Here is an 18,618-nt window from a genome sequence, read left to right on the forward strand (position 1 = left end):
AACAAATAGGTGGGGATAGAATGATTTATACAATTAACAAATATAAAAACTATATTACCTTACTTTCATTTCTATTAATCGTAACGGGGTTTATATCGGGTCTACTAAACAACGATGACATAAAGAATCTTTTTCTATTAATCGCAACTATTTTTGCTAGTGTTCCAATATTTATTAAAGCATACCAAGCACTGCGAATGAAGGTCTTCAGTATAGACCTATTAGTGAGTATTGCAGTCATAGGAGCTTTTTATTTACAGGAGTATACCGAATCGAGTGTGGTTACTTTCTTATTCTTATTTGGTGACTATTTGGAAGCTCGAACATTAGAAAAAACACGGTCATCTCTAAAAGAATTAATTGATATGGCACCCCAAGAGGCAATTGTTAATCGTGGAGGTAAAACCATATCCATTTCAGTTGAAGAAGTCGTCGCAGGAGATCGTATTATTATTCGTTCCGGCGGAAAGGTCCCAGCTGATGGAAGAATTGTATCTGGACAAGCCTACTTGAATGAAGCCGCTGTAACCGGTGAATCCATTCCAGCAGCAAAGAATATAGAAGATAAAGTTTTTAGTGGTACCATTGTCGACAATGGTTATATCGAAATGATTGCAGAAAAAGTCGGGGATGATACCACTTTTGCGAAAATTATTGAGCTTGTAGAGGAAGCACAAGAATCAAAATCGAAGACAGAGAAATTTCTTGATAAGTTTGCCAGTATTTATACACCTGCAGTAGTACTGTTATCGGTTTTGGTATATGTAATAACCCAAGATTTGCATTTATCGATCACCTTCTTAGTCATCGCCTGCCCTGGCGCTTTAGTTATTGGTGCTCCAGTTTCAAGTGTCGCAGGCATCGGAAATGGTGCGAAAAAAGGTGTGCTTATTAAAGGTGGAGAGGTAATGGACAGCCTTTCCAAAGTAGATACCATTGTTTTTGATAAAACGGGAACTCTCACAAAGGGAAAACCTGAAGTAACAAATATTAAGGTGTTTAATAATCTAGATACGAACGACCTGCTCCGATTGGCTGCACAGGCTGAAACCATTTCAGAACATCATTTAGGTCAAACCATTGTAAATGAAGCAAAGGCAAGAAGTTTAAAAATAGGAACTGTGGAAAATGGAGAAGTGATTAAAGGAAATGGAATCCGGGCAATGGTTGAAGGGCATACCATGTCTGTTGGTAACCGTAAATTAATGAAAACGGATAAAATCACCATCATCAAGGAAGTATCCGATTATGCATTAGCTCAGGAAAAGGAAGGATATACCGCTATTTTTGTTGCAGTGGATGGAGAAATTTGCGGTATCATCTCGATTGCTGACCAAATCCGTGAGGACGCTGTACAGGCATTAACTGAATTAAGAAACAGCGGTATAAAGAAAATGATTATTTTGACTGGCGACAATCAACATACGGCTGAGATAGTAGCCAATAGGCTCGGCATTGATGAATACCATGCAGAACTATTGCCAGAAGACAAAGTAAAATACGTGAAGGAATTAAAAGAAAGGGGGCATATTGTTGCGATGGCTGGAGATGGTATTAATGATGCACCTGCTATTGCAACAGCTGATATTGGGTTAGCCATGGGTAAAGGCGGTACAGATATATCAATGGAAACGGCAGACGTTGTATTAATGGCTGATAAATTGATGCAATTTTCCCATGCTTACGCCTTATCAAAAGCAACGGTGCGGAATATGAGACAAAATACTTTCCTCGCAATACTGATTGTATTTGTTTTATTAGTTGGCGTTTTATTTGGTTCCGTTCATTTGGCAGTCGGTATGTTCATTCATGAGGCTAGTGTATTGATTGTTATTTTAAATGCGATGAGATTATTAAGATTTAATTATATCAAAAAGAGTGTTTTTGTAGAGCTCAATGCTGTCAATGCTGCATAGTAACGTTCGTTTAAGGAGTGTAAAAGATGAATTCTAAGGATTGTCATTCTGAAGTCCATAACCAAAATCATTGCAAAGGAAATTACAATTCGTGTGTCTCATTGGTTCCAATATTCAATCACTTACGAGAGGAACAAATGGATGAAATCATGAAGACGGCCAAATCTGTTACGTATAAAAGAGGAGAAATAATTTATCAGGCAGGCAGCCAATCCGACTCTCTTTATATTGTAAATAAAGGAAAAATTAGAATTTATCGCCTGTCTGATTCTGGTAAAGAGCAGTTGGTACGTATTCTGAATCCAGGTGATTTCACCGGTGAACTTGCATTGTTTAACGAGGCACTCCACGAATCATTTGCAGAAGCTATGGTAGAAACGCAAGTTTGTATGATCAAACGTTCTGAATTACAAGAGTTTCTACTGAAATACCCTTCCATATCGTTAAAAATCCTAGCAGAGTTTTCGAAAAGATTAGAGCAGTCAGAAAAACAAACAACACGGTTTGCGACCGAGAAGGTTGAAACCCGGCTTGCACTTTTCTTGGCAGAATGCTTAGATTCCGGAGCGCAGACCATGGAGATTGTATTACCTATGAGTAAAAAGGATTTAGCTTCCTATCTAGGGACTACTCCTGAAACCATTAGTCGGAAGTTAACCGATCTAGAAGAATGTGGTTATATCAAACAAAAGTCGAATAAGAATATTGAAATTATCGATTTAGATGAACTACTCCTTGTTTAAAAAAAGAGTATGAAAAACTATCAAGAAGGTTTCTTGGTAGTTTTTTTTATTTGAAAAAACAATTTTAAAACTTGACCAAGATCAATTAGTAATGATAATCATTATCACTATAATGGGGCTATAGATAGTTAGTGTCATAGTTTTATTTAAATGCCTTTAGGGGTAAAGGAGTTGGCGTGTTTGAAGATTAAGGGAAATCCTTCAATAAAAAGGGAAACGAGTGCAGATAACATTGAGGTTTGGGAGGATCTCGTAAATATTAGAAGCCTGGTTCTATCCTTACTTATTTGCAGTACCACCGCACTTGGCGGATATTTCATTGCCCCCAATGAACCTCCTAAACCATTATTTTATGGCTTAATAGGGGCCTTCATCGGTTTCATTATATCCAGTTTGTTAATAAAACCAAAGAGAATCATTCAAGAGGTACAAAGGGAGGAATAAGGAATTGGATTCAACATTAATTTTGCAAATGGTGGCTGCCGCATTGTTGGCTGCAGCAGCTTACACGGTCATTGGTATTGCGCCAGGAACGGATGAAACGGCAACGATCGCACCAGTCATTTTAGTCTTAGTTCTATCGGGGTTCCATCCTGCAATTGTGTTGACCTTCTTTATATCAGCGATTGTTGCCTGCAAACTAACCGATTCGATTCCAGTTGCAGTTGCAGGAATCCCTGGAGGAGTAATGGCAACCCCAATGGTCGAACACGCAATGATTTTAAAAAAACATGGAATGTCGGATGTCAGTATTCGCAAAATGGCTTCAGGTTCCGTGATCGGAACCTTGGTGGCAGTACCAGTAAGTTTACTTCTAGCCAATGCATTAATACCGATTGCTGATGTTATTAAAGAATATGCAAATCCGTTATTTTTCATAGGTGCCGTATTCTTAGCACTTATGTGTAAGAACAGATGGCTGGCACTTGCCACGATTATTCCATTTGCATTATTGATACAAGGTCTTCGCCATCTATATTGGGGAGTGGGAGCAGTACCAGAAGGAACCAATGTATTTGTTTCTTACTTCCTAGGAATTACAATCGGGCCAGTTATTTTGACATTATTTGAACTGTTAAATAAAGAGAAAAGAAATAGTCTAGAGCGGTTTGATAAAAAAACAATCTTATTAAATAAATCGAATGACACAAAAGGTTTTCCAAATCCATTCAAAATTTTAACGAAAAAAGAGTTAGGAATGAGTACACTTTCTTCTCTAATAGGGTCCCTTACGTTCATTATGAGTCCGGTTGGGATAACCATTTTTTTAGGAGAGGTAATCTCAAGTCGAACGAAAGATCCGGTGAAGAAAGCATCCCTTGCTATTGTCAGTATGGAAGCTTTAGCAAATGCAACCTATATCGCCGGAACGCTTATTCCTTTAATCGCATTAGGTATTCCGCTATCACCAATGGCTATCGGTCCAGCAAATGCCTTATTTAATGCTCCGCCGGTTTTCACGCTAGAGCATAATATGCACCATATCTTATCCTATTCTGCTTTTGTTTGGGCTACGATCATTGGGGCTGTGACAGCATTAGGGATCACCTACTTTGTTACGATAAAGTACTCTCAGCAAATTTGCGCTTTTGTTTTTAGAAAAATCCCGCATGAAGCATTATTAGGCTTGTTTATTAGCTTGGTGTTATTACTGGCATACATGGACGCAGGCTGGATTAATATTGGCGGAGTTCTCCTAATAGCGCTGGTGGCTGGAATGCTTCATCGCTGGGGTATAAATTATGGTGTTCAATTTATGGTGCTGTACTCAGCTCCCTGGATTATCACTAAAATAGTTGGTTAATTGGAGATGTATAAAGATGATTCAGACAGCTCAAAAATACGCAATTGGCAATGCACACGGTAAATTAATTTTAGTTGGTGAACATTCTGTTGTTTATGGGATGCCCGCGATTGCACTTCCTTTTCCATTGTTAGAGGTGGCATCAGCAGTTGAAGGAAGTTATGAACAAATTATGTTTATTAGTGAGTACTATGAAGGCCCACTTAGTGGGATACCGAAAAAATTACAAGGAATCGCTACGTGTATTTACGAGACATTAGAATACTTAAATCAACCAGCAAAAGGGCTATTGATCCGACTTCATTCCTCCATCCCAATTGGTCGAGGCTTAGGATCGAGTGCTGCAATAGCCATTGCGATTGTAAAAAGCTTGTTTGCTTATTATGGGCAAAAAGCCAAACCTAAAGAGTTAATGTCCCTTGTTCACACTGCTGAGAAGTTCGCTCATGGAAACCCTAGCGGGATTGACATGGCAGCAGCTTTTAGTCAATTTCCAATTTGGTTTCAAAAAGGAAAGACAGAATCATTACAAATTGGTGGTCCCCTTTTTCTGGTAGTAGCAGATACTGGGAATTTTTCTGATACACATGGTGCAGTATCAAGTGTAAGGGACAAGGTATTAGCTGAACCGGAAATGACGCAAAAGGCATTGAACATGCTTGGTGCGATTACACTTGAGGCAAGAGAAGCACTTTATGATGGGGACATGAAGTTATTAGGGGAGTTATTTAATTCAGCACAATCTGGACTTATAGACCTTGGCGTCAGTAATGGAGATATTAATAGACTTATAGATGTCGCACGAAAAGCAGGAGCACTTGGTGCAAAATTAACGGGTGCAGGTCGGGGCGGCTGTATTATAGCTCTTGCGCATAATCTGGCGAATGCAAAGGCAATTGCCAAGTCATTGATGAAGGCGGGGGCATTAAACACCTGGTATTTTTCTGTTGAAAGTTAGGTATAGAGTGGCCATTCCTTTGGAAACTCAGAAAATAAAAACATAGAAGGCGGGAGTTAAAAATTGAGAGCAACAGCACGAGCTTTTACAAATATTGCATTAATAAAATATTGGGGAAAACGTGATGAGGAACTTTTCCTGCCAATGAACAGCAGCCTTTCCATTACACTGGATAAGTTCAATACAACGACAACCGTTGAATTTTGTTCATGTCTCACTGTTGACGTGTTTGTTATCAATAATCAACTTGCAAGTGATTCGGAAATAAGCAAGGTTTCTCGTTTTCTTGACCGAATTAGGGCAATCTCTGGGAAGGATTTTAAAGCGGTCGTGACCACTACAAACAATGTACCAATGGCGGCTGGATTTGCTTCCTCTGCCTCAGGCTATGCTTCATTAACGGCGGCTGCAACAAAAGCTCTTGGTTTAGAGTTAGATGGGAAGGAATTATCAAAATTAGCCCGTCAAGGCTCGGGATCTGCCTGCAGGTCAATTTATGGCGGTTACGTGGAATGGGAAAAAGGTGAAAAAGCTGATGGAACGGATTCCTTCGCCAAGCCTATTAAAAGTGAAGAAACTTGGGATCTAAGTATTCTTTCAGTGCAATTAAACACTGAACCCAAATTGGTAAGTAGTAGAGAGGGGATGAAACGAACGGTGGAAACATCACCCTTTTACTCTGGCTGGTTAGAAGGTGTTGAACAAGATTTTCTTAACGCTAAAGTAGCGATAAGAAAGCAGGATTTTAAAATTTTGGGAGAGATTATAGAGGCAAATGCATTAAAAATGCATGCAACAACACTAGGAGCTAACCCGCCTTTCATGTATTGGAACGGAGCAACTCTAGGTGTAATCCAAGAGGTTCAATTCCTCCGTACAATAGGTATACAGGCATATATCACCATTGATGCCGGTCCAAATGTTAAGGTTCTTTGCCAGCCAAAGGATGAACTGCTTGTATATGATGCGTTGATCAATTTATCCGATGTACAGGATATACATGTTTGCCATCCAGGTCCAGGAGTAATGTATTTATAATTAAAAGTCGATAAGGTTTTGAAAAGACATTTTATGAGGGGATGAATAATAATGGCCTATACAAGCTATCGTGTAAAAGTACCGGGGAAACTGTTAATTGCTGGTGAGTATGCTGTTCTTGAGCCTAATCAGCAGGCGATTGTTGTCGCTGTCGACCGTTTTATTACCGCTTATATTGAACCTAGCATTCAGAATCAGCTCTCCATTCCTAAATACGGATTAGAGCCTATTACATGGGACATGGGGAACAAATTTATTCATTCAGACCAACGTTTAAGATTTATCCAAAATTCAATAAATGTAGTTAATCAATATTTACAAGAAAAATCGGTGACATTACGTCCGTTTCATCTAACCATTAAAAGTGAACTTGACGACCATGCTACTGGAAAAAAATATGGGCTTGGCTCAAGTGCGGCTGTTGTTGTAGCTGTTATTTCAGCCATTTTAACCCTGCATAATGAAGGGAAAATAGAGCCGCAGCTTACTCATATTTTCAAACTTGCTGCCATAGCTCATTTAAAAACCCAAAAAAGTGGATCAGGGGTGGATATCGCTGCGTCCACATTTGGAGGGTGGCTGGCTTATTCTTCTTTTAACCCTCAATGGGTCGGAAATGAGTTAAGCAGAAGGAAAAGTCTATGCAAACTCGTGGAAAAGCCATGGCCGAATTTGTCTATCACAGCATTAAACCCACCACCAAAGCTCAAGTTATCGGTTGGCTGGACAAAAGAAAGTGCACGAACTGCACCTATGATCAGTAAGGTCAAAAAGTATCGTGAACAAAATCAAGATTCATACACACATTTTTTGGAGAAAAGTTCATTTGCAGTTAACCAGATGATTAAAAGTTTTGAGAAAAAGGATTGTGACGCAGCCATCTTAAGTCTTACCCAAAATCGCAAGGCACTGCAAATCCTCAATGAAGAGGCGGAAATTACCATTGAAACTGAAAAGTTAGAATCATTATGCAATTGTGCTGAGAAGTTTGGAAGTGGAAAATCATCAGGTGCCGGTGGCGGCGATTGTGGGATTGCCTTTACGACGGGCGACGAGCAATTGGAAGAACTCCATAAAGCTTGGCAAAAGGAAGGGATTGTTCCCCTAAGGTTAAGTGTTTCAAAACTGGGAGTCTTTGTAACAGAATATAACTGTGAAATGCCTTTGGTTGATTATGTAATGAGTGTTTAACGCGTGAAAAATTGATGGATTGTTACAATCCCTTTGTGAAATCTTACACAATGAAGAATAAAGTAAATGAGAGTCAAAGACCAGGGCGCTCACTAGTCTTTGACTCTCATTTACTAAATTGCATGATTATAAAGTTGTGTGGATTAGTTGTTGCTGTTTTCGTTTATACACTACCTTAGATAATATAACACTGCACTCATATAGAAAGATAAGTGGGATGATAACTAAAATATCAGATAGTAAATCCGGTGGTGTAATTAAAACGGCCGTCACGATGAGAACGAAATAAGAGTATTTTCTAATCTTTTGCAATCGGTAGGGATTTAATACTCCAAGACTTGTCAGGAACATAATCACGACAGGAAGTTCAAACAAGAAGCCAAATGGCAATGTCATATGAAGCAGGAACTGAAAATATTTTTCTGTGGTAAAAAAGGTCATAAACATATCCTCCGATAAGGAGAGAAGGAATTGAAAGACAATCGGGAAAATCACAAAATATCCAAAGGCTATTCCAATTATGAATAAAAGAAATAAAGCAGGAACATAAGCTAGTGTGACTTTTTGCTCTGAATCTTTTAATGCTGGACGAACAAACAACCAAACTTGATAGGCGGCTATAGGGATAGTCCCTGCAATGGCAATGACACAGGATAGCATTAAATACACCCATAAAATATCGCTAGGGCCTAAAATGGCCAATTTAACCTCTAAATCTTGTACAAGCCATTGATAGATATCTTGAACATAGAGAAAGGCTAAAATGAGCAAAACTATAAATGTGCCAAGTGTGATAATAAGCCGTTTGCGTAATTCTTCGAAATGACCAATTAGATCCATATCCTGTGGTTTAGACAACGGTTTCCCTCCTTAAAAAAAGATGCAAGCACAAACCTGCTGCTCGCATCTTCCTTAGATAACATTTAAATCGTTTTTTCTTCTTTTTTGGACTGTACTTTATCTGTGGAATCATCCGAAACTAATTCACGTGTCGATTTTTTAAATTCCTTTAGGGTAGAACCAACAGCTCGGCCTAATTCCGGCAATTTTGAAGGTCCAAAAATGATTAATGCAATGACTAGGACGAGAATTAACCCTGGGATTCCTATGTTCTGAAGCATGGAATGTTTCCTCCTTAGATAACTTTTTGGTTTGTTCTTCTATAATGTGCAAAATGAAATAGTTTATATTTGGCACTGTTCTTACAAAGATGACAGCGGAAAGTAACATTTTCCTCTTCTGAGATTACTTTAATGTGAGGAACAAACATTAAGCTTAATGCATCCTTGACGTGGTTCGAACAAACAAACATGGTGAGAATGGCTCCTTCCATAGTTTTACTTAAAGCTGCCACCTTGGACAGCAATCAAACAAGAGCGGCCAAACGTTTGACCCGGGTATGGATTCCATGTGCTTGGATGCTGTACATCTAAGAATAAGGTTGTTTCATCGGGAGTTAACCACGGACCTGTTACTTCACAGCCTTTTGGACCTGAAGCAAATTGGAATGGTTCTCCGTAATTCTTCCCATCAGTTGGAATCATGAATACACCACAGTTTTTATAGGCAGCATATTGATTCGTTTCAGATGCGCTGTAGTCTTCGACAACCCAAAGATTTCCCTTGCTGTCAAAGTGAAGGTTATCTGGGCAAGTTATTCCGCTTTGCTGACCGCCGGCAACAAACACTTCAAACGTGAATGCTTCACTAGCATGGTCACCATTTGCTGGAGCAAATCGGACAATTTGTCCATGAAAATTACCGTGTCCTGTGTTGTTTGTTAACGATAAGAAAACTGTTCCATCCTTAGGATGGATTTCCACGTCTTCTGGACGATCTAAAAGCGTACCGCCAACGGCTTTTCCTGCTGCACGTGCATTCGTTAAAACGTCAGCTTGATCCGCAAATTGCCCCTGGAGCTTAGAATTGGCTGCATGGTCAAGGGCAATCCACTTTTGCTCTTTCATGCTGGCTACATATAAAGTCCCGCTTTCTAAAATATCGAAATTGGCTTCACGATTTGCAGGATTGAATTTCTTGCTGCTAATGAACTTGTAGAAGCATGCATCACTTTTATCATCGCCCATATAAACTACGACTCTGCCATCATTGGTTAAGCCCATTGCTGTATTTTCATGTGCAAAGCGGCCAAGGGCAGTATGCTTACGTACAGTTCTTTTTGGATCAAACGGATCAACTTCGACTACCCAGCCGTAATGTTCATCGGTAAAATTAGGCCAGCCATAATCATCGCCATATTCTGTGTTTTCTTCACAGGATAATACTGTATTCCAAAGTGTACGTCCGCCGCTGCAGTTTCCTAGTGAACCAACTACAGTCTTGGCGCCGCCAACATACTTGCTCCCGCGGGCAGGACCAGTTAATTCAATAAGAGTATTACCATCGACACGGCGATTATATGTATCATCTACAACAAGCTTCCATCCATCTTTTTCTTTTTTTACGTGGATGACAGAACCGCCGACAGCTTCTTTTTCCAATTTAAGAAGCTCAGGATAGTCTGCGAGGTTTCCTGTAAAAGTAGATTCATTGATTCCTAATAATTTCATATAGTTTTCGGGCTCAGGGAACTCGTGATTTACCCAAATTAAACCTTCTTCGGAATTGTTTCCACCTTTTAAACTATCAATTGGAAAATAGACTGTAAGGTCAGCTGCATCCCCAAATTTTTCTCCCGCTGAGTTAATCACATCACCATATGAAGCTATAATGGAGTAGTTATATCCTTTAGGAAGGACCATCTCATTTTCCCATGTACGACTAACTGGTGTAAATGGTGTCGTCAGCGGCTTACCTTTTCCAGAAGGCTGTCCATTTATTAAATGGTCTCCAGTCATTGCGCTTCCTGTTAAGGCTCCAATCCCAGAAGATGCGGCAACTAAAGCAGCAGTACTGCTTCCTACATATGTTAAAAATAAACGGCGATCCATATAAATATTCTCCCCTTTGGTTGAATTAGTAACTTTCTCCTATGATTATAGGTAGTCTCATTGCTAATGTTAATTAAGGGAGTGTAAAGATTTGTTAAGAAAAAATTAACTACTTTAATAATCTGTAAATTTCGTGAAGGCTGTCAAAAGGGCAAAACTTTTTACGTATATTATAGGTTGGAAAACTAAATAGACTTTGGGCTGAATTTATTTTCTGAGGTAAATGAATAATAATGAGAAAAGTGAATGGGGGTAATTAAGGTTATGGAAGGTTTTCATCAAAGTCCAAATATTTATGTCGGCGAAGTCAATATTAAAGTAAAGAATTTAGATAATGCTTTAACTTTTTACCAAAGCATTATGGGTTTCAAGGTGCTAGATAAAACAGACCGGAAAGCTGCTTTAACCACCGATGGGAAAACCGCGTTAGTGACTCTTGAACAGCCGGAAAATGTAATACCGAAAGAAGGAAGGATGTCAGGGCTATATCACTTCGCTATTTTACTGCCAAGCCGTGCGGACTTATCTGTCTTTCTGCGTCATTTCCTTGGTACGGGGTACCCGTTGGGTGCAGCCGATCATTATGTTAGTGAAGCACTCTATATTACTGATCCTGATGGGAACGGGATAGAGGTATACAGAGATCGCCCTTCTAAGGAATGGACCTGGAAAAATGGTTTGGTAGATATGGCGACAGAAGAACTGGATGGGAATGGTATCCTGGCTGAAGGTAATGCTGAATGGAATGGGTTGCCTGAGGGGACAGTCATGGGACATATTCACCTTCATGTAGGAGATTTGCAGAAGGCGGAAGAATTTTACACAAAAGGGCTGGGATTCGAGGTTGTCAGCCATTATCCACAAGCGGTCTTTTTGTCAACAGGACGATACCATCATCATATTGCCGTTAATACTTGGCAGGGAGTGGGGGCGCCTATTCCACCTCAAAATAGTGTAGGTCTAAACTGGTACACGCTCGTTTTTCCTGATGAAGAAGCCCGGGAAACAGCACTTCAACAACTACAACAGTTAGGGGCGTCAGTGCAAAAAGAAACAGATTATTTTGTAGTAAGCGACCCATCTGGAAATCAGATTAGGATGGTTGTATAAAATCTATATCTAAGCCTGTTCCCTGTGAAACCACAGAGGAATTGGGCTTTTTTTATTGGGTTAAATTGTAAAAACGACCAATATTAACTGTCATTATTTTGATTAATGTGATATAGTACATTACAACAGTAATGTACTATATCAGGAAGGAGGAAAAGGGTTGATTATTAATATGGAAGGAAGCACACCGATTTATTTGCAAATCGCAGAATGGCTGGAGAGAGAGATTTTGAACGGGAATTTTGGCAGTGACCAAAAAATTTACTCACAATATCAGCTCGCAGAATTGTTTACAATCAATCCGGCAACCGCAGCGAAGGGATTAACGCTTCTGACAGAGGAAAACATTCTGTATAAAAAACGTGGACTTGGAATGTTTGTTTCGCCAAACGCAAAAGAAATTATCATCAACAAACGGAAAAGCCAAACCTTAAAGAAATTAGTTATTGATATTGTTATGGAAGCTGAACGGTTAGATGTAAGCAAAGAGGCACTAATTCAAATGATAAAGGATGTAAATACGGGGGAGGCAGGGGAATGAATGTTATTGAGTGCAGAGGCTTAACCAAAGTTTATGGTAGAACAAAGGCATTGAATAATCTATCTTTTACAATTGAAGAAAATAAGATTACGGGTTTAATAGGTCGTAATGGTACGGGTAAAACGACGCTCCTAAAAATCATTGCCGGTTTCTTGCGAGAGACTTCAGGTGAAATAAAGGTATTTTCAGAAATGCCATTTAATAATTTAATGGTTTCCGCCAATGTCATCTATATAAATGACCAAATGAATTTCCCGACAGCATTAACATTGAAGGAAATCCTAAATGTATCAGCAACTTTTTATGAAAAATGGAATCATGAGCTCGCCAGTCGTCTTTTTGACTATTTTTCTCTCCAATCAACCCACTATTACAACGACCTTTCTAAGGGGATGAAAAGTACATTTAATATGATAGTAGGATTATCGGCTCGATGTGCTTTAACGATGTTTGATGAACCAACTACCGGTATGGATGCGGCCGTACGCAAAGACTTTTATCGTGCCTTGCTTAAGGATTATATTGCTTATCCCCGCACCATTTTACTATCAAGTCATCACTTAAATGAAATTGAAGACATATTAGAAGATATTCTGCTCATTAAAGAGGGAAGAGAGCATCTGCATATGCCGATAAGTGAATTAAAAGAATGGGCCATTGGCATTCAAGGATTGACAGAGAACGTGATGGAATGGACACAAGATAAAGAGGTTATTTATTCGAAGAATATCGGATTAGATCGCACGTATGCGGTTGTAAGAAATAACCTTTCTGATAATGAATATCAACAAGCCAATGCATCGGGTCTTTCCCTGACGTCAGTATCCGCTAGTGATGTGTGTGTATACGTAACGAGTAAAACAAAAGGGGGAATAGATGATGTCTTTATCAAAGACTAGTTTGCTGGGTATTATTAAAAAGCAATATACTTATAAATTCAAGGCGTATAAACAAGTATTTACATCGCTCATTTTAATCCAGTTATTAGCAGTATTTTTCTCTTTTAATGGTGTTGGAATGATGGGCTCGAGCAGTGAAAGTATTGAAATTGATATTCAGTTCTATTCTGCTGATATGGTTATTATTTTCACTATAATCTGGGCTTTTATTACAGCGATTCTGATCACAACAGCCGCATATAAAAATGATGATTTTACGTTTGTAACCAATCGATTAAGCAGTAATCTTTCAAACCTGCTATTTTTACTAACAGGAAGTATCATTGGTGGAATTACGGCAATGCTATCAACCTCATTAATGAAAATTATCATGTACTTCTTTGGCGGCCATGGGTATATTTCCGCCAATCCTTCACTTTTAGAAGTAATAATGGGATACAGTTCAACCATTCTCTACATCTTACTCTTTTCCGGGCTCGGGTACTTTTTTGGAACACTCGTACAAATAAGCAAAATATTTGTGGTATTGATCCCTGGAGTTTTTATTGGAGCGGGAATTCTCGGAGCGGGAAGATTGGGCTTTGAATGGGTGAATAGTTTATATCAATTTATATTTACCGAACCGTCCATTTTAGTATTTGTTCTGAAGGTGCTGGTAGTTGTTGTTTTGCTATTTTCTGGTTCGATTGCATTATCAAATAGAATGGAGGTGCGGTAATGACTTTTCTTTTACCTTTTCTTATAATCTTAATTATTATCTTAGGTATTGTTAGAATTTTGAGAAGTGGCAGGATGAAAAAAGTCCTCCAGGGAAGTCGTTTACGCTGGATGCTAGGCGGATATGTTGTTATACTCCTAATTTGTACAGGTGTGAGCCCCTTACTTCCTTATAAGGAAGTAAACTACAAAATCATAAATAATAGCCAAGACATAGATAAAGAAAGCACAGAGTTATATGAAGCAGCGGTTAAGGGAAATATCGATAAGATAGATAATAAATTCGTCAGCAAGGTGTGGAGTCTTGGTTATGAGGAGCGAGAACTTAACATTACAACCGAAAACGATGAACTTATTAGTACAGCAGTAATTGTTGAGAGAAAAACGGCGAATGATGGTAAAATTGAAGCACTTCACTTCAAAACACGTTCAGGCGTAAATAACATGGAAATTACTGAACTAGAAAAACCGATCACCGTAGAACTAAATGGAAAAACATTAACAATAATGAATCCAGAAAAAGTTAAACTCAAATTCTCCCAATTCCAACAGGCATTCACAGTCAACCAATTCACAGGAGAAAAACCCTTCAGGCACTCAACCAGGTTTTATGGAGGAACAAGCATCCTTTACCTAAAAATACCTAAGGACCTTAAACTAGTTGATAACTCCAATATAAATTATCAATTTATAGAATAGGTAGAGGATGGTGCAGAGGATGGTGCCTGTCACCGCTCGTGGACACTGTCCACCTGAGGCGGACAGTTGCATTTAACAATCGAGCATTATTATTACATTGGGATTTTCTCAGAGAGGAGCTGTTCATTTGAATATACAAATCCACCAAAAACGTATTAAAGAAATGTGCGGAACAGTCTCCTTTAAACGAGGAGATTCTTTTTATAGAGCAGGTAAAGTGTTTTTTGATTATTATAGTCCTGAGCGTTGTGAGGCAAGTGTTAAAGGGACAGAAGATTTCTATGTCACTGTAGATATAGAAGAAAGCGGTGATTTGCGAACATCATGCAGTTGTCCTACCCTCGCATCCGTAAGAACCGATTGCCAGCATATCGCAGCTGTTTTACTAGCTATATATGAACACCAACAGCAAGGAACAATTCCTATTGTGCAAAGTGATGAACATGTTGATTCTTCAACTAAAAAGACGCTGACCACTGGATTACTTACTCTTTTCCGTGATCAGCCTAAACGAAAAAGCGGCCATCAGCTTCATTTTGAGAATAGACAAGTCCTTGAAGTGAATTTTCTATGTAAACCGGTGAAGGTTGGAAAGGGACGGAATCTGTTAGGAATAGAAATGGAGATCGGACACGTTAAAGTGGAGAATATCCGCCAGTTTTTAGCTAATATAACAGAAGGGAAGCAAAGCGTTCTTTCCAAAACTTTCACCTTTAACTCAAACCATCATTGCTTTCAAAAAGAGAGTGATGATGTAATTCAACACCTAGCCCATGTGCTGCGGGATGAAAAAATGTATGTAAGTACGATGACTGACGATTTTGATGATTTGTTCAGTCCTGACCAGTTACTCATACCGCCATCCTCTTGGGAAGTGCTCTTGTCGTTATTAGTAAAGACACCATTAGTGAAAATGGCGAATAAGGGGGAAGTATTTGAAGGTCTGGTTCTAACGGAAAAAATTCTGCCCCTAAAGTTTACTTTTGGACCCTCAGCAGGCAGGGGTTATCATTTGAGGATTAAAGGGTTAGATCATTTAACCGTACTAGATTCTTATCACTTTGTTCTATATAAGGGCAAGTTTATTAGGCTTGAAGAAACAGATTGCAAACGATTAGCGGACCTTAAAGAAATGCTAGAGGATCCGAAAATAAATCAAATAGAGATCCCGCTTGAGCAAATCGATTATTTTATAGAAAGTGTGGTTCCTGGTTTAAAGAAACTCGGCGAGGTTGAATTACCTCAAAATTTATCGAACTCCTATAGGACAGTGCCTTTAGTTGCTAAACTGTATTTGGATCGTTTGAAAAATCGTCTGTTAGCGGGTTTAGAGTTTCAATACGAAAATATCGTGATTAACCCGCTGGAGAACAAAGAATTACAGAAGGGTCCATTATTAATAAGGGACGTTGAAAAGGAAAATCAAATACTCCAACTGATGGAAGAAAGCTCATTTGCCAGTACGGACAGTGGTTATTTCTTGCATAACGAAGAGCTGGAGTATGAGTTTTTATATCATGTTGTTCCGAAGCTGCAAAAGCTTGTACAAATTTATGCGACAACGGCAGTCAGGAACCGGATTTTTAAAGAAAATGCAATTCCAAAGATTAGAATAAAGGTAAAAAAAGAGCGGACGAATTGGCTTGAATTTAAATTTGATATGGATAGTATTCCGCAGAAACAGATAAAAGAGCTTTTATCTGCACTTGAGGAAAAAAGGAAATATTATCGATTGCGGAACGGTGCGCTCCTCTCATTGGAAACGCGAGAATTTGAAGAAATCCAACGCTTTCTACAGGCAGCACCTGTACAGGCGGAGGACCTTGAAGCAGGTTTGAATGTACCAATCGTTCGGGGATTAAAGCTGCTTGACTCAGTTGAAGACCACTCAACATTTACACTTGAGGAATCGTTCCGTCAGTTTTTAGATACCATCCATAATCCAAGTAGTATGAAGTTCGGGGTACCGGAATTAGTGGAACCAATTTTAAGAGACTATCAAGTCCAGGGATACAAATGGTTGAAAACTCTTGCCGGTTATGGATTTGGAGGAATTCTTGCAGATGATATGGGACTGGGAAAAACACTTCAAAGTATTACTTATATACTATCGGTGCTTCCGCTCCTTCGTAAAAATAAGCATCCGATTCTAATTGTCTGCCCAGCGTCATTAACTTATAACTGGCTTAGTGAAATCAAGAAATTTGCGCCTGGAATGCAAGCTGTCATCATAGATGGAAGCAAATCCGAGCGGGCGGCACAACAAAAACAAGCCTCTGATTCAGATGTTGTAATTACCTCATATCCGTTGTTGCGTAAGGATATAATGTGGTACGAGAAGCAAACCTATCATACTGTGTTTTTTGACGAAGCCCAGGCTTTTAAAAATCCGATTACGCAAACTGCTAGAGCGGTGAAGAGAATACAGGCGGATTACCGTTTTGCGCTAACGGGTACTCCAGTGGAAAATTCTTTGGAAGAGTTATGGTCCATTTTTCATGTGGTATTTCCAGACCTATTCCAAGGGCTGAAGGAATATAGCCGCTTAACGAGAAAACAGATTGCAAGAAGAGTCCGTCCATTTTTACTTAGAAGGTTGAAGGAAGATGTTTTAGCAGAGCTGCCTGAAAAAATTGAATCTGTTGACTTCGTAGAATTACTGCCTGAACAGAAGAAACTCTATGGGGCTTATTTAGCGAAACTAAGGCATGACACGCTAAAGCATTTGGATAAAGACACTCTTCGGAAAAATAAAATAAAAATCCTCGCCGGGCTGACGAGGCTGCGGCAAATCTGTTGTCATCCAGGTTTATTTGTAGACGGATACAAGGGAAGTTCTGCAAAGTTTGCGCAATTACTGCGGATTATGGAAGAATCAAAGCTTGCGGGAAGAAGAGTGTTGATTTTTTCGCAATTTACAAAAATGCTCCAGCTTATCGGAAGAGAAATGGCGATTCAAGGGCTGCCTTTCTTCTATCTAGATGGACATACCCCATCAGAAGAGCGTCTTGAACTTACAAATCGCTTTAATGAAGGAGAACGTGACCTATTTCTTATTTCCTTGAAGGCTGGAGGAACGGGTCTTAATTTAACGGGGGCAGACACGGTTATCCTTTATGATCTATGGTGGAATCCGGCGGTAGAAGAACAAGCAGCAGACCGGGCACACCGGATAGGGCAAACAAATATAGTGCAAGTTATCAAATTGGTCGCGAAAGGCACAATTGAGGAAAAAATGAATGAACTGCAGGAAAAAAAGAGAGAATTAATAGATGAAATTATTGATTCAAAAGATAAAGGCACTTCTTCTCTTACTGAAGAAGATATTCGAGAGATATTGATGATATAAGAGAAACTCTCCTTGATTATTGATATGAGGACTAATCAAACGTTTGATTAAATAAAAGCAGAAACTTTTATAAAAAAATTAATCAAACGTTTGTTAAACCTGCAAACCTGTGTTTATACTTAAAATTAAATTGCAAAAAAGGTATTGACTCTTCCTTGTTATGATAGTAATATAGTAATTCCCGAGAGGGACAAACAATAATAAGATGTTAGTCAAATGAAAGATTTTTAAAAAAAGGTTGACTCTATTATTGAAATAAAGTAAAATAATTTTTGTTGTCGATTACGAAGAAAGATATTTTTTAAAAAAGTGATTGACACGAATCAACAGAAAATGTTATACTAACATCCTGTTGTTAAGACATTGCTCTTTGAAAACTAAACAAACAAGAACGTCAACAAACAATTTTTTAGCTTTTTATAAAAGCTAAGCCAACGTAACAAAATGAGCTATATCAACTTTCTTGGAGAGTTTGATCCTGGCTCAGGACGAACGCTGGCGGCGTGCCTAATACATGCAAGTCGAGCGAACACAAGAGGAGCTTGCTCCTCTTGGTTAGCGGCGGACGGGTGAGTAACACGTGGGCAACCTGCCTGTAAGATTGGGATAACTTCGGGAAACCGGAGCTAATACCGGATAATCCTTTTCCTCTCATGAGGAAAAGCTGAAAGTCGGTTTACGCTGACACTTACAGATGGGCCC

General features: G+C 39.0%; 16 protein-coding genes and 1 rRNA gene. 14 read left to right on the forward strand and 3 right to left on the reverse strand.

Features of this window, described 5'->3' with window-relative positions; translation table 11 throughout:
- The first annotated feature begins 20 nt into the window (after nucleotides 1-20).
- The 7 genes from MLOOGBEN_RS17320 (at nucleotide 21) to MLOOGBEN_RS17350 (ending at nucleotide 7,650) form a co-directional block, all read left to right on the forward strand.
- Nucleotides 21-1,916 (forward strand): heavy metal translocating P-type ATPase, encoded by a 1,896-nt coding sequence (locus MLOOGBEN_RS17320; RefSeq protein ID WP_179159515.1) that lies wholly within the window; start codon nucleotides 21-23, stop codon nucleotides 1,914-1,916.
- Between the two features lie 26 nt (nucleotides 1,917-1,942).
- Nucleotides 1,943-2,659: a Crp/Fnr family transcriptional regulator gene (locus MLOOGBEN_RS17325; RefSeq protein WP_179159516.1), complete on the forward strand. Its 717-nt coding sequence runs from the start codon at nucleotides 1,943-1,945 to the stop codon at nucleotides 2,657-2,659.
- Nucleotides 2,660-2,839: 180 nt separating this feature from the next.
- Nucleotides 2,840-3,103, forward strand: a complete 264-nt coding sequence (locus tag MLOOGBEN_RS17330) for a hypothetical protein (RefSeq protein WP_218781223.1) — start codon at nucleotides 2,840-2,842, stop codon at nucleotides 3,101-3,103.
- A gap of 4 nt (nucleotides 3,104-3,107) precedes the next feature.
- Entirely contained in the window at nucleotides 3,108-4,463 is a 1,356-nt protein-coding gene (locus tag MLOOGBEN_RS17335; RefSeq protein ID WP_179159517.1) for a tripartite tricarboxylate transporter permease, read from the forward strand.
- A gap of 16 nt (nucleotides 4,464-4,479) precedes the next feature.
- Nucleotides 4,480-5,421, forward strand: coding sequence for a mevalonate kinase (mvk, locus tag MLOOGBEN_RS17340; RefSeq protein ID WP_179159518.1), 942 nt, complete (start codon nucleotides 4,480-4,482; stop codon nucleotides 5,419-5,421).
- Nucleotides 5,422-5,484: 63 nt separating this feature from the next.
- Nucleotides 5,485-6,459, forward strand: a complete 975-nt coding sequence (gene mvaD / locus MLOOGBEN_RS17345) for a diphosphomevalonate decarboxylase (RefSeq protein WP_179159519.1) — start codon at nucleotides 5,485-5,487, stop codon at nucleotides 6,457-6,459.
- A gap of 51 nt (nucleotides 6,460-6,510) precedes the next feature.
- Complete coding sequence (locus tag MLOOGBEN_RS17350; RefSeq protein WP_179159520.1) at nucleotides 6,511-7,650, forward strand: phosphomevalonate kinase; 1,140 nt, start codon at nucleotides 6,511-6,513, stop codon at nucleotides 7,648-7,650.
- Between the two features lie 126 nt (nucleotides 7,651-7,776).
- Here the strand turns inward: MLOOGBEN_RS17350 and tatC are convergent, their stop codons facing one another.
- From tatC to MLOOGBEN_RS17365, 3 genes are all read right to left on the reverse strand, one after another.
- Complete coding sequence (tatC, locus tag MLOOGBEN_RS17355) at nucleotides 7,777-8,490, reverse strand: twin-arginine translocase subunit TatC (protein ID WP_179159546.1); 714 nt, start codon at nucleotides 8,488-8,490, stop codon at nucleotides 7,777-7,779.
- Nucleotides 8,491-8,573: 83 nt separating this feature from the next.
- Entirely contained in the window at nucleotides 8,574-8,771 is a 198-nt protein-coding gene (locus MLOOGBEN_RS17360; RefSeq protein WP_179159521.1) for a twin-arginine translocase TatA/TatE family subunit, read from the reverse strand.
- Nucleotides 8,772-8,987: 216 nt separating this feature from the next.
- Nucleotides 8,988-10,601, reverse strand: coding sequence for a PhoX family protein (locus tag MLOOGBEN_RS17365; protein WP_179159522.1), 1,614 nt, complete (start codon nucleotides 10,599-10,601; stop codon nucleotides 8,988-8,990).
- Between the two features lie 246 nt (nucleotides 10,602-10,847).
- Between MLOOGBEN_RS17365 and MLOOGBEN_RS17370 the strand changes: the two genes are divergently transcribed.
- The 7 genes from MLOOGBEN_RS17370 to MLOOGBEN_RS17400 all read left to right on the forward strand — a co-directional run.
- Nucleotides 10,848-11,711 carry a VOC family protein gene (locus MLOOGBEN_RS17370; RefSeq protein ID WP_256989139.1) on the forward strand — a complete coding sequence of 288 codons (864 nt, stop codon included), beginning with the start codon at nucleotides 10,848-10,850 and terminating at the stop codon, nucleotides 11,709-11,711.
- Nucleotides 11,712-11,871: 160 nt separating this feature from the next.
- Entirely contained in the window at nucleotides 11,872-12,252 is a 381-nt protein-coding gene (locus MLOOGBEN_RS17375) for a GntR family transcriptional regulator (RefSeq protein ID WP_179159523.1), read from the forward strand.
- Entirely contained in the window at nucleotides 12,249-13,151 is a 903-nt protein-coding gene (locus tag MLOOGBEN_RS17380; protein WP_179159524.1) for an ABC transporter ATP-binding protein, read from the forward strand. The genes MLOOGBEN_RS17375 and MLOOGBEN_RS17380 overlap by 4 nt, the downstream gene beginning before the upstream one ends.
- Complete coding sequence (locus MLOOGBEN_RS17385; RefSeq protein ID WP_179159525.1) at nucleotides 13,132-13,869, forward strand: hypothetical protein; 738 nt, start codon at nucleotides 13,132-13,134, stop codon at nucleotides 13,867-13,869. The genes MLOOGBEN_RS17380 and MLOOGBEN_RS17385 overlap by 20 nt, the downstream gene beginning before the upstream one ends.
- On the forward strand, nucleotides 13,869-14,567 hold the full coding sequence (locus MLOOGBEN_RS17390) for a hypothetical protein (RefSeq protein WP_179159526.1): 699 nt from the start codon (nucleotides 13,869-13,871) through the stop codon (nucleotides 14,565-14,567). The genes MLOOGBEN_RS17385 and MLOOGBEN_RS17390 overlap by 1 nt, the downstream gene beginning before the upstream one ends.
- A gap of 127 nt (nucleotides 14,568-14,694) precedes the next feature.
- Nucleotides 14,695-17,916: a DEAD/DEAH box helicase gene (locus MLOOGBEN_RS17395; protein WP_179159527.1), complete on the forward strand. Its 3,222-nt coding sequence runs from the start codon at nucleotides 14,695-14,697 to the stop codon at nucleotides 17,914-17,916.
- 460 nt (nucleotides 17,917-18,376) lie between these two features.
- A 16S ribosomal RNA gene (locus tag MLOOGBEN_RS17400) occupies nucleotides 18,377-18,618 on the forward strand; the annotation flags it as partial.

This window comes from Bacillus sp. EB106-08-02-XG196, assembly GCF_013396335.1.
Taxonomy (GTDB): domain Bacteria; phylum Bacillota; class Bacilli; order Bacillales; family Cytobacillaceae; genus Neobacillus.

Bases quoted from the DNA above. Each gene is read 5' to 3' on its own strand.
- MLOOGBEN_RS17320 (WP_179159515.1), top strand. From the start codon at position 21: ATGATTTATACAATTAACAAATATAAAAACTATATTACCTTACTTTCA.
- MLOOGBEN_RS17360 (WP_179159521.1), bottom strand. From the start codon at position 8,771: ATGCTTCAGAACATAGGAATCCCAGGGTTAATTCTCGTCCTAGTCATT.
- MLOOGBEN_RS17325 (WP_179159516.1), top strand. From the start codon at position 1,943: ATGAATTCTAAGGATTGTCATTCTGAAGTCCATAACCAAAATCATTGC.
- MLOOGBEN_RS17390 (WP_179159526.1), top strand. From the start codon at position 13,869: ATGACTTTTCTTTTACCTTTTCTTATAATCTTAATTATTATCTTAGGT.
- tatC (WP_179159546.1), bottom strand. From the start codon at position 8,490: ATGGATCTAATTGGTCATTTCGAAGAATTACGCAAACGGCTTATTATC.
- MLOOGBEN_RS17365 (WP_179159522.1), bottom strand. From the start codon at position 10,601: ATGGATCGCCGTTTATTTTTAACATATGTAGGAAGCAGTACTGCTGCT.
- MLOOGBEN_RS17350 (WP_179159520.1), top strand. From the start codon at position 6,511: ATGGCCTATACAAGCTATCGTGTAAAAGTACCGGGGAAACTGTTAATT.
- MLOOGBEN_RS17370 (WP_256989139.1), top strand. From the start codon at position 10,848: ATGGGGGTAATTAAGGTTATGGAAGGTTTTCATCAAAGTCCAAATATT.
- mvk (WP_179159518.1), top strand. From the start codon at position 4,480: ATGATTCAGACAGCTCAAAAATACGCAATTGGCAATGCACACGGTAAA.
- MLOOGBEN_RS17380 (WP_179159524.1), top strand. From the start codon at position 12,249: ATGAATGTTATTGAGTGCAGAGGCTTAACCAAAGTTTATGGTAGAACA.
- MLOOGBEN_RS17385 (WP_179159525.1), top strand. From the start codon at position 13,132: ATGTCTTTATCAAAGACTAGTTTGCTGGGTATTATTAAAAAGCAATAT.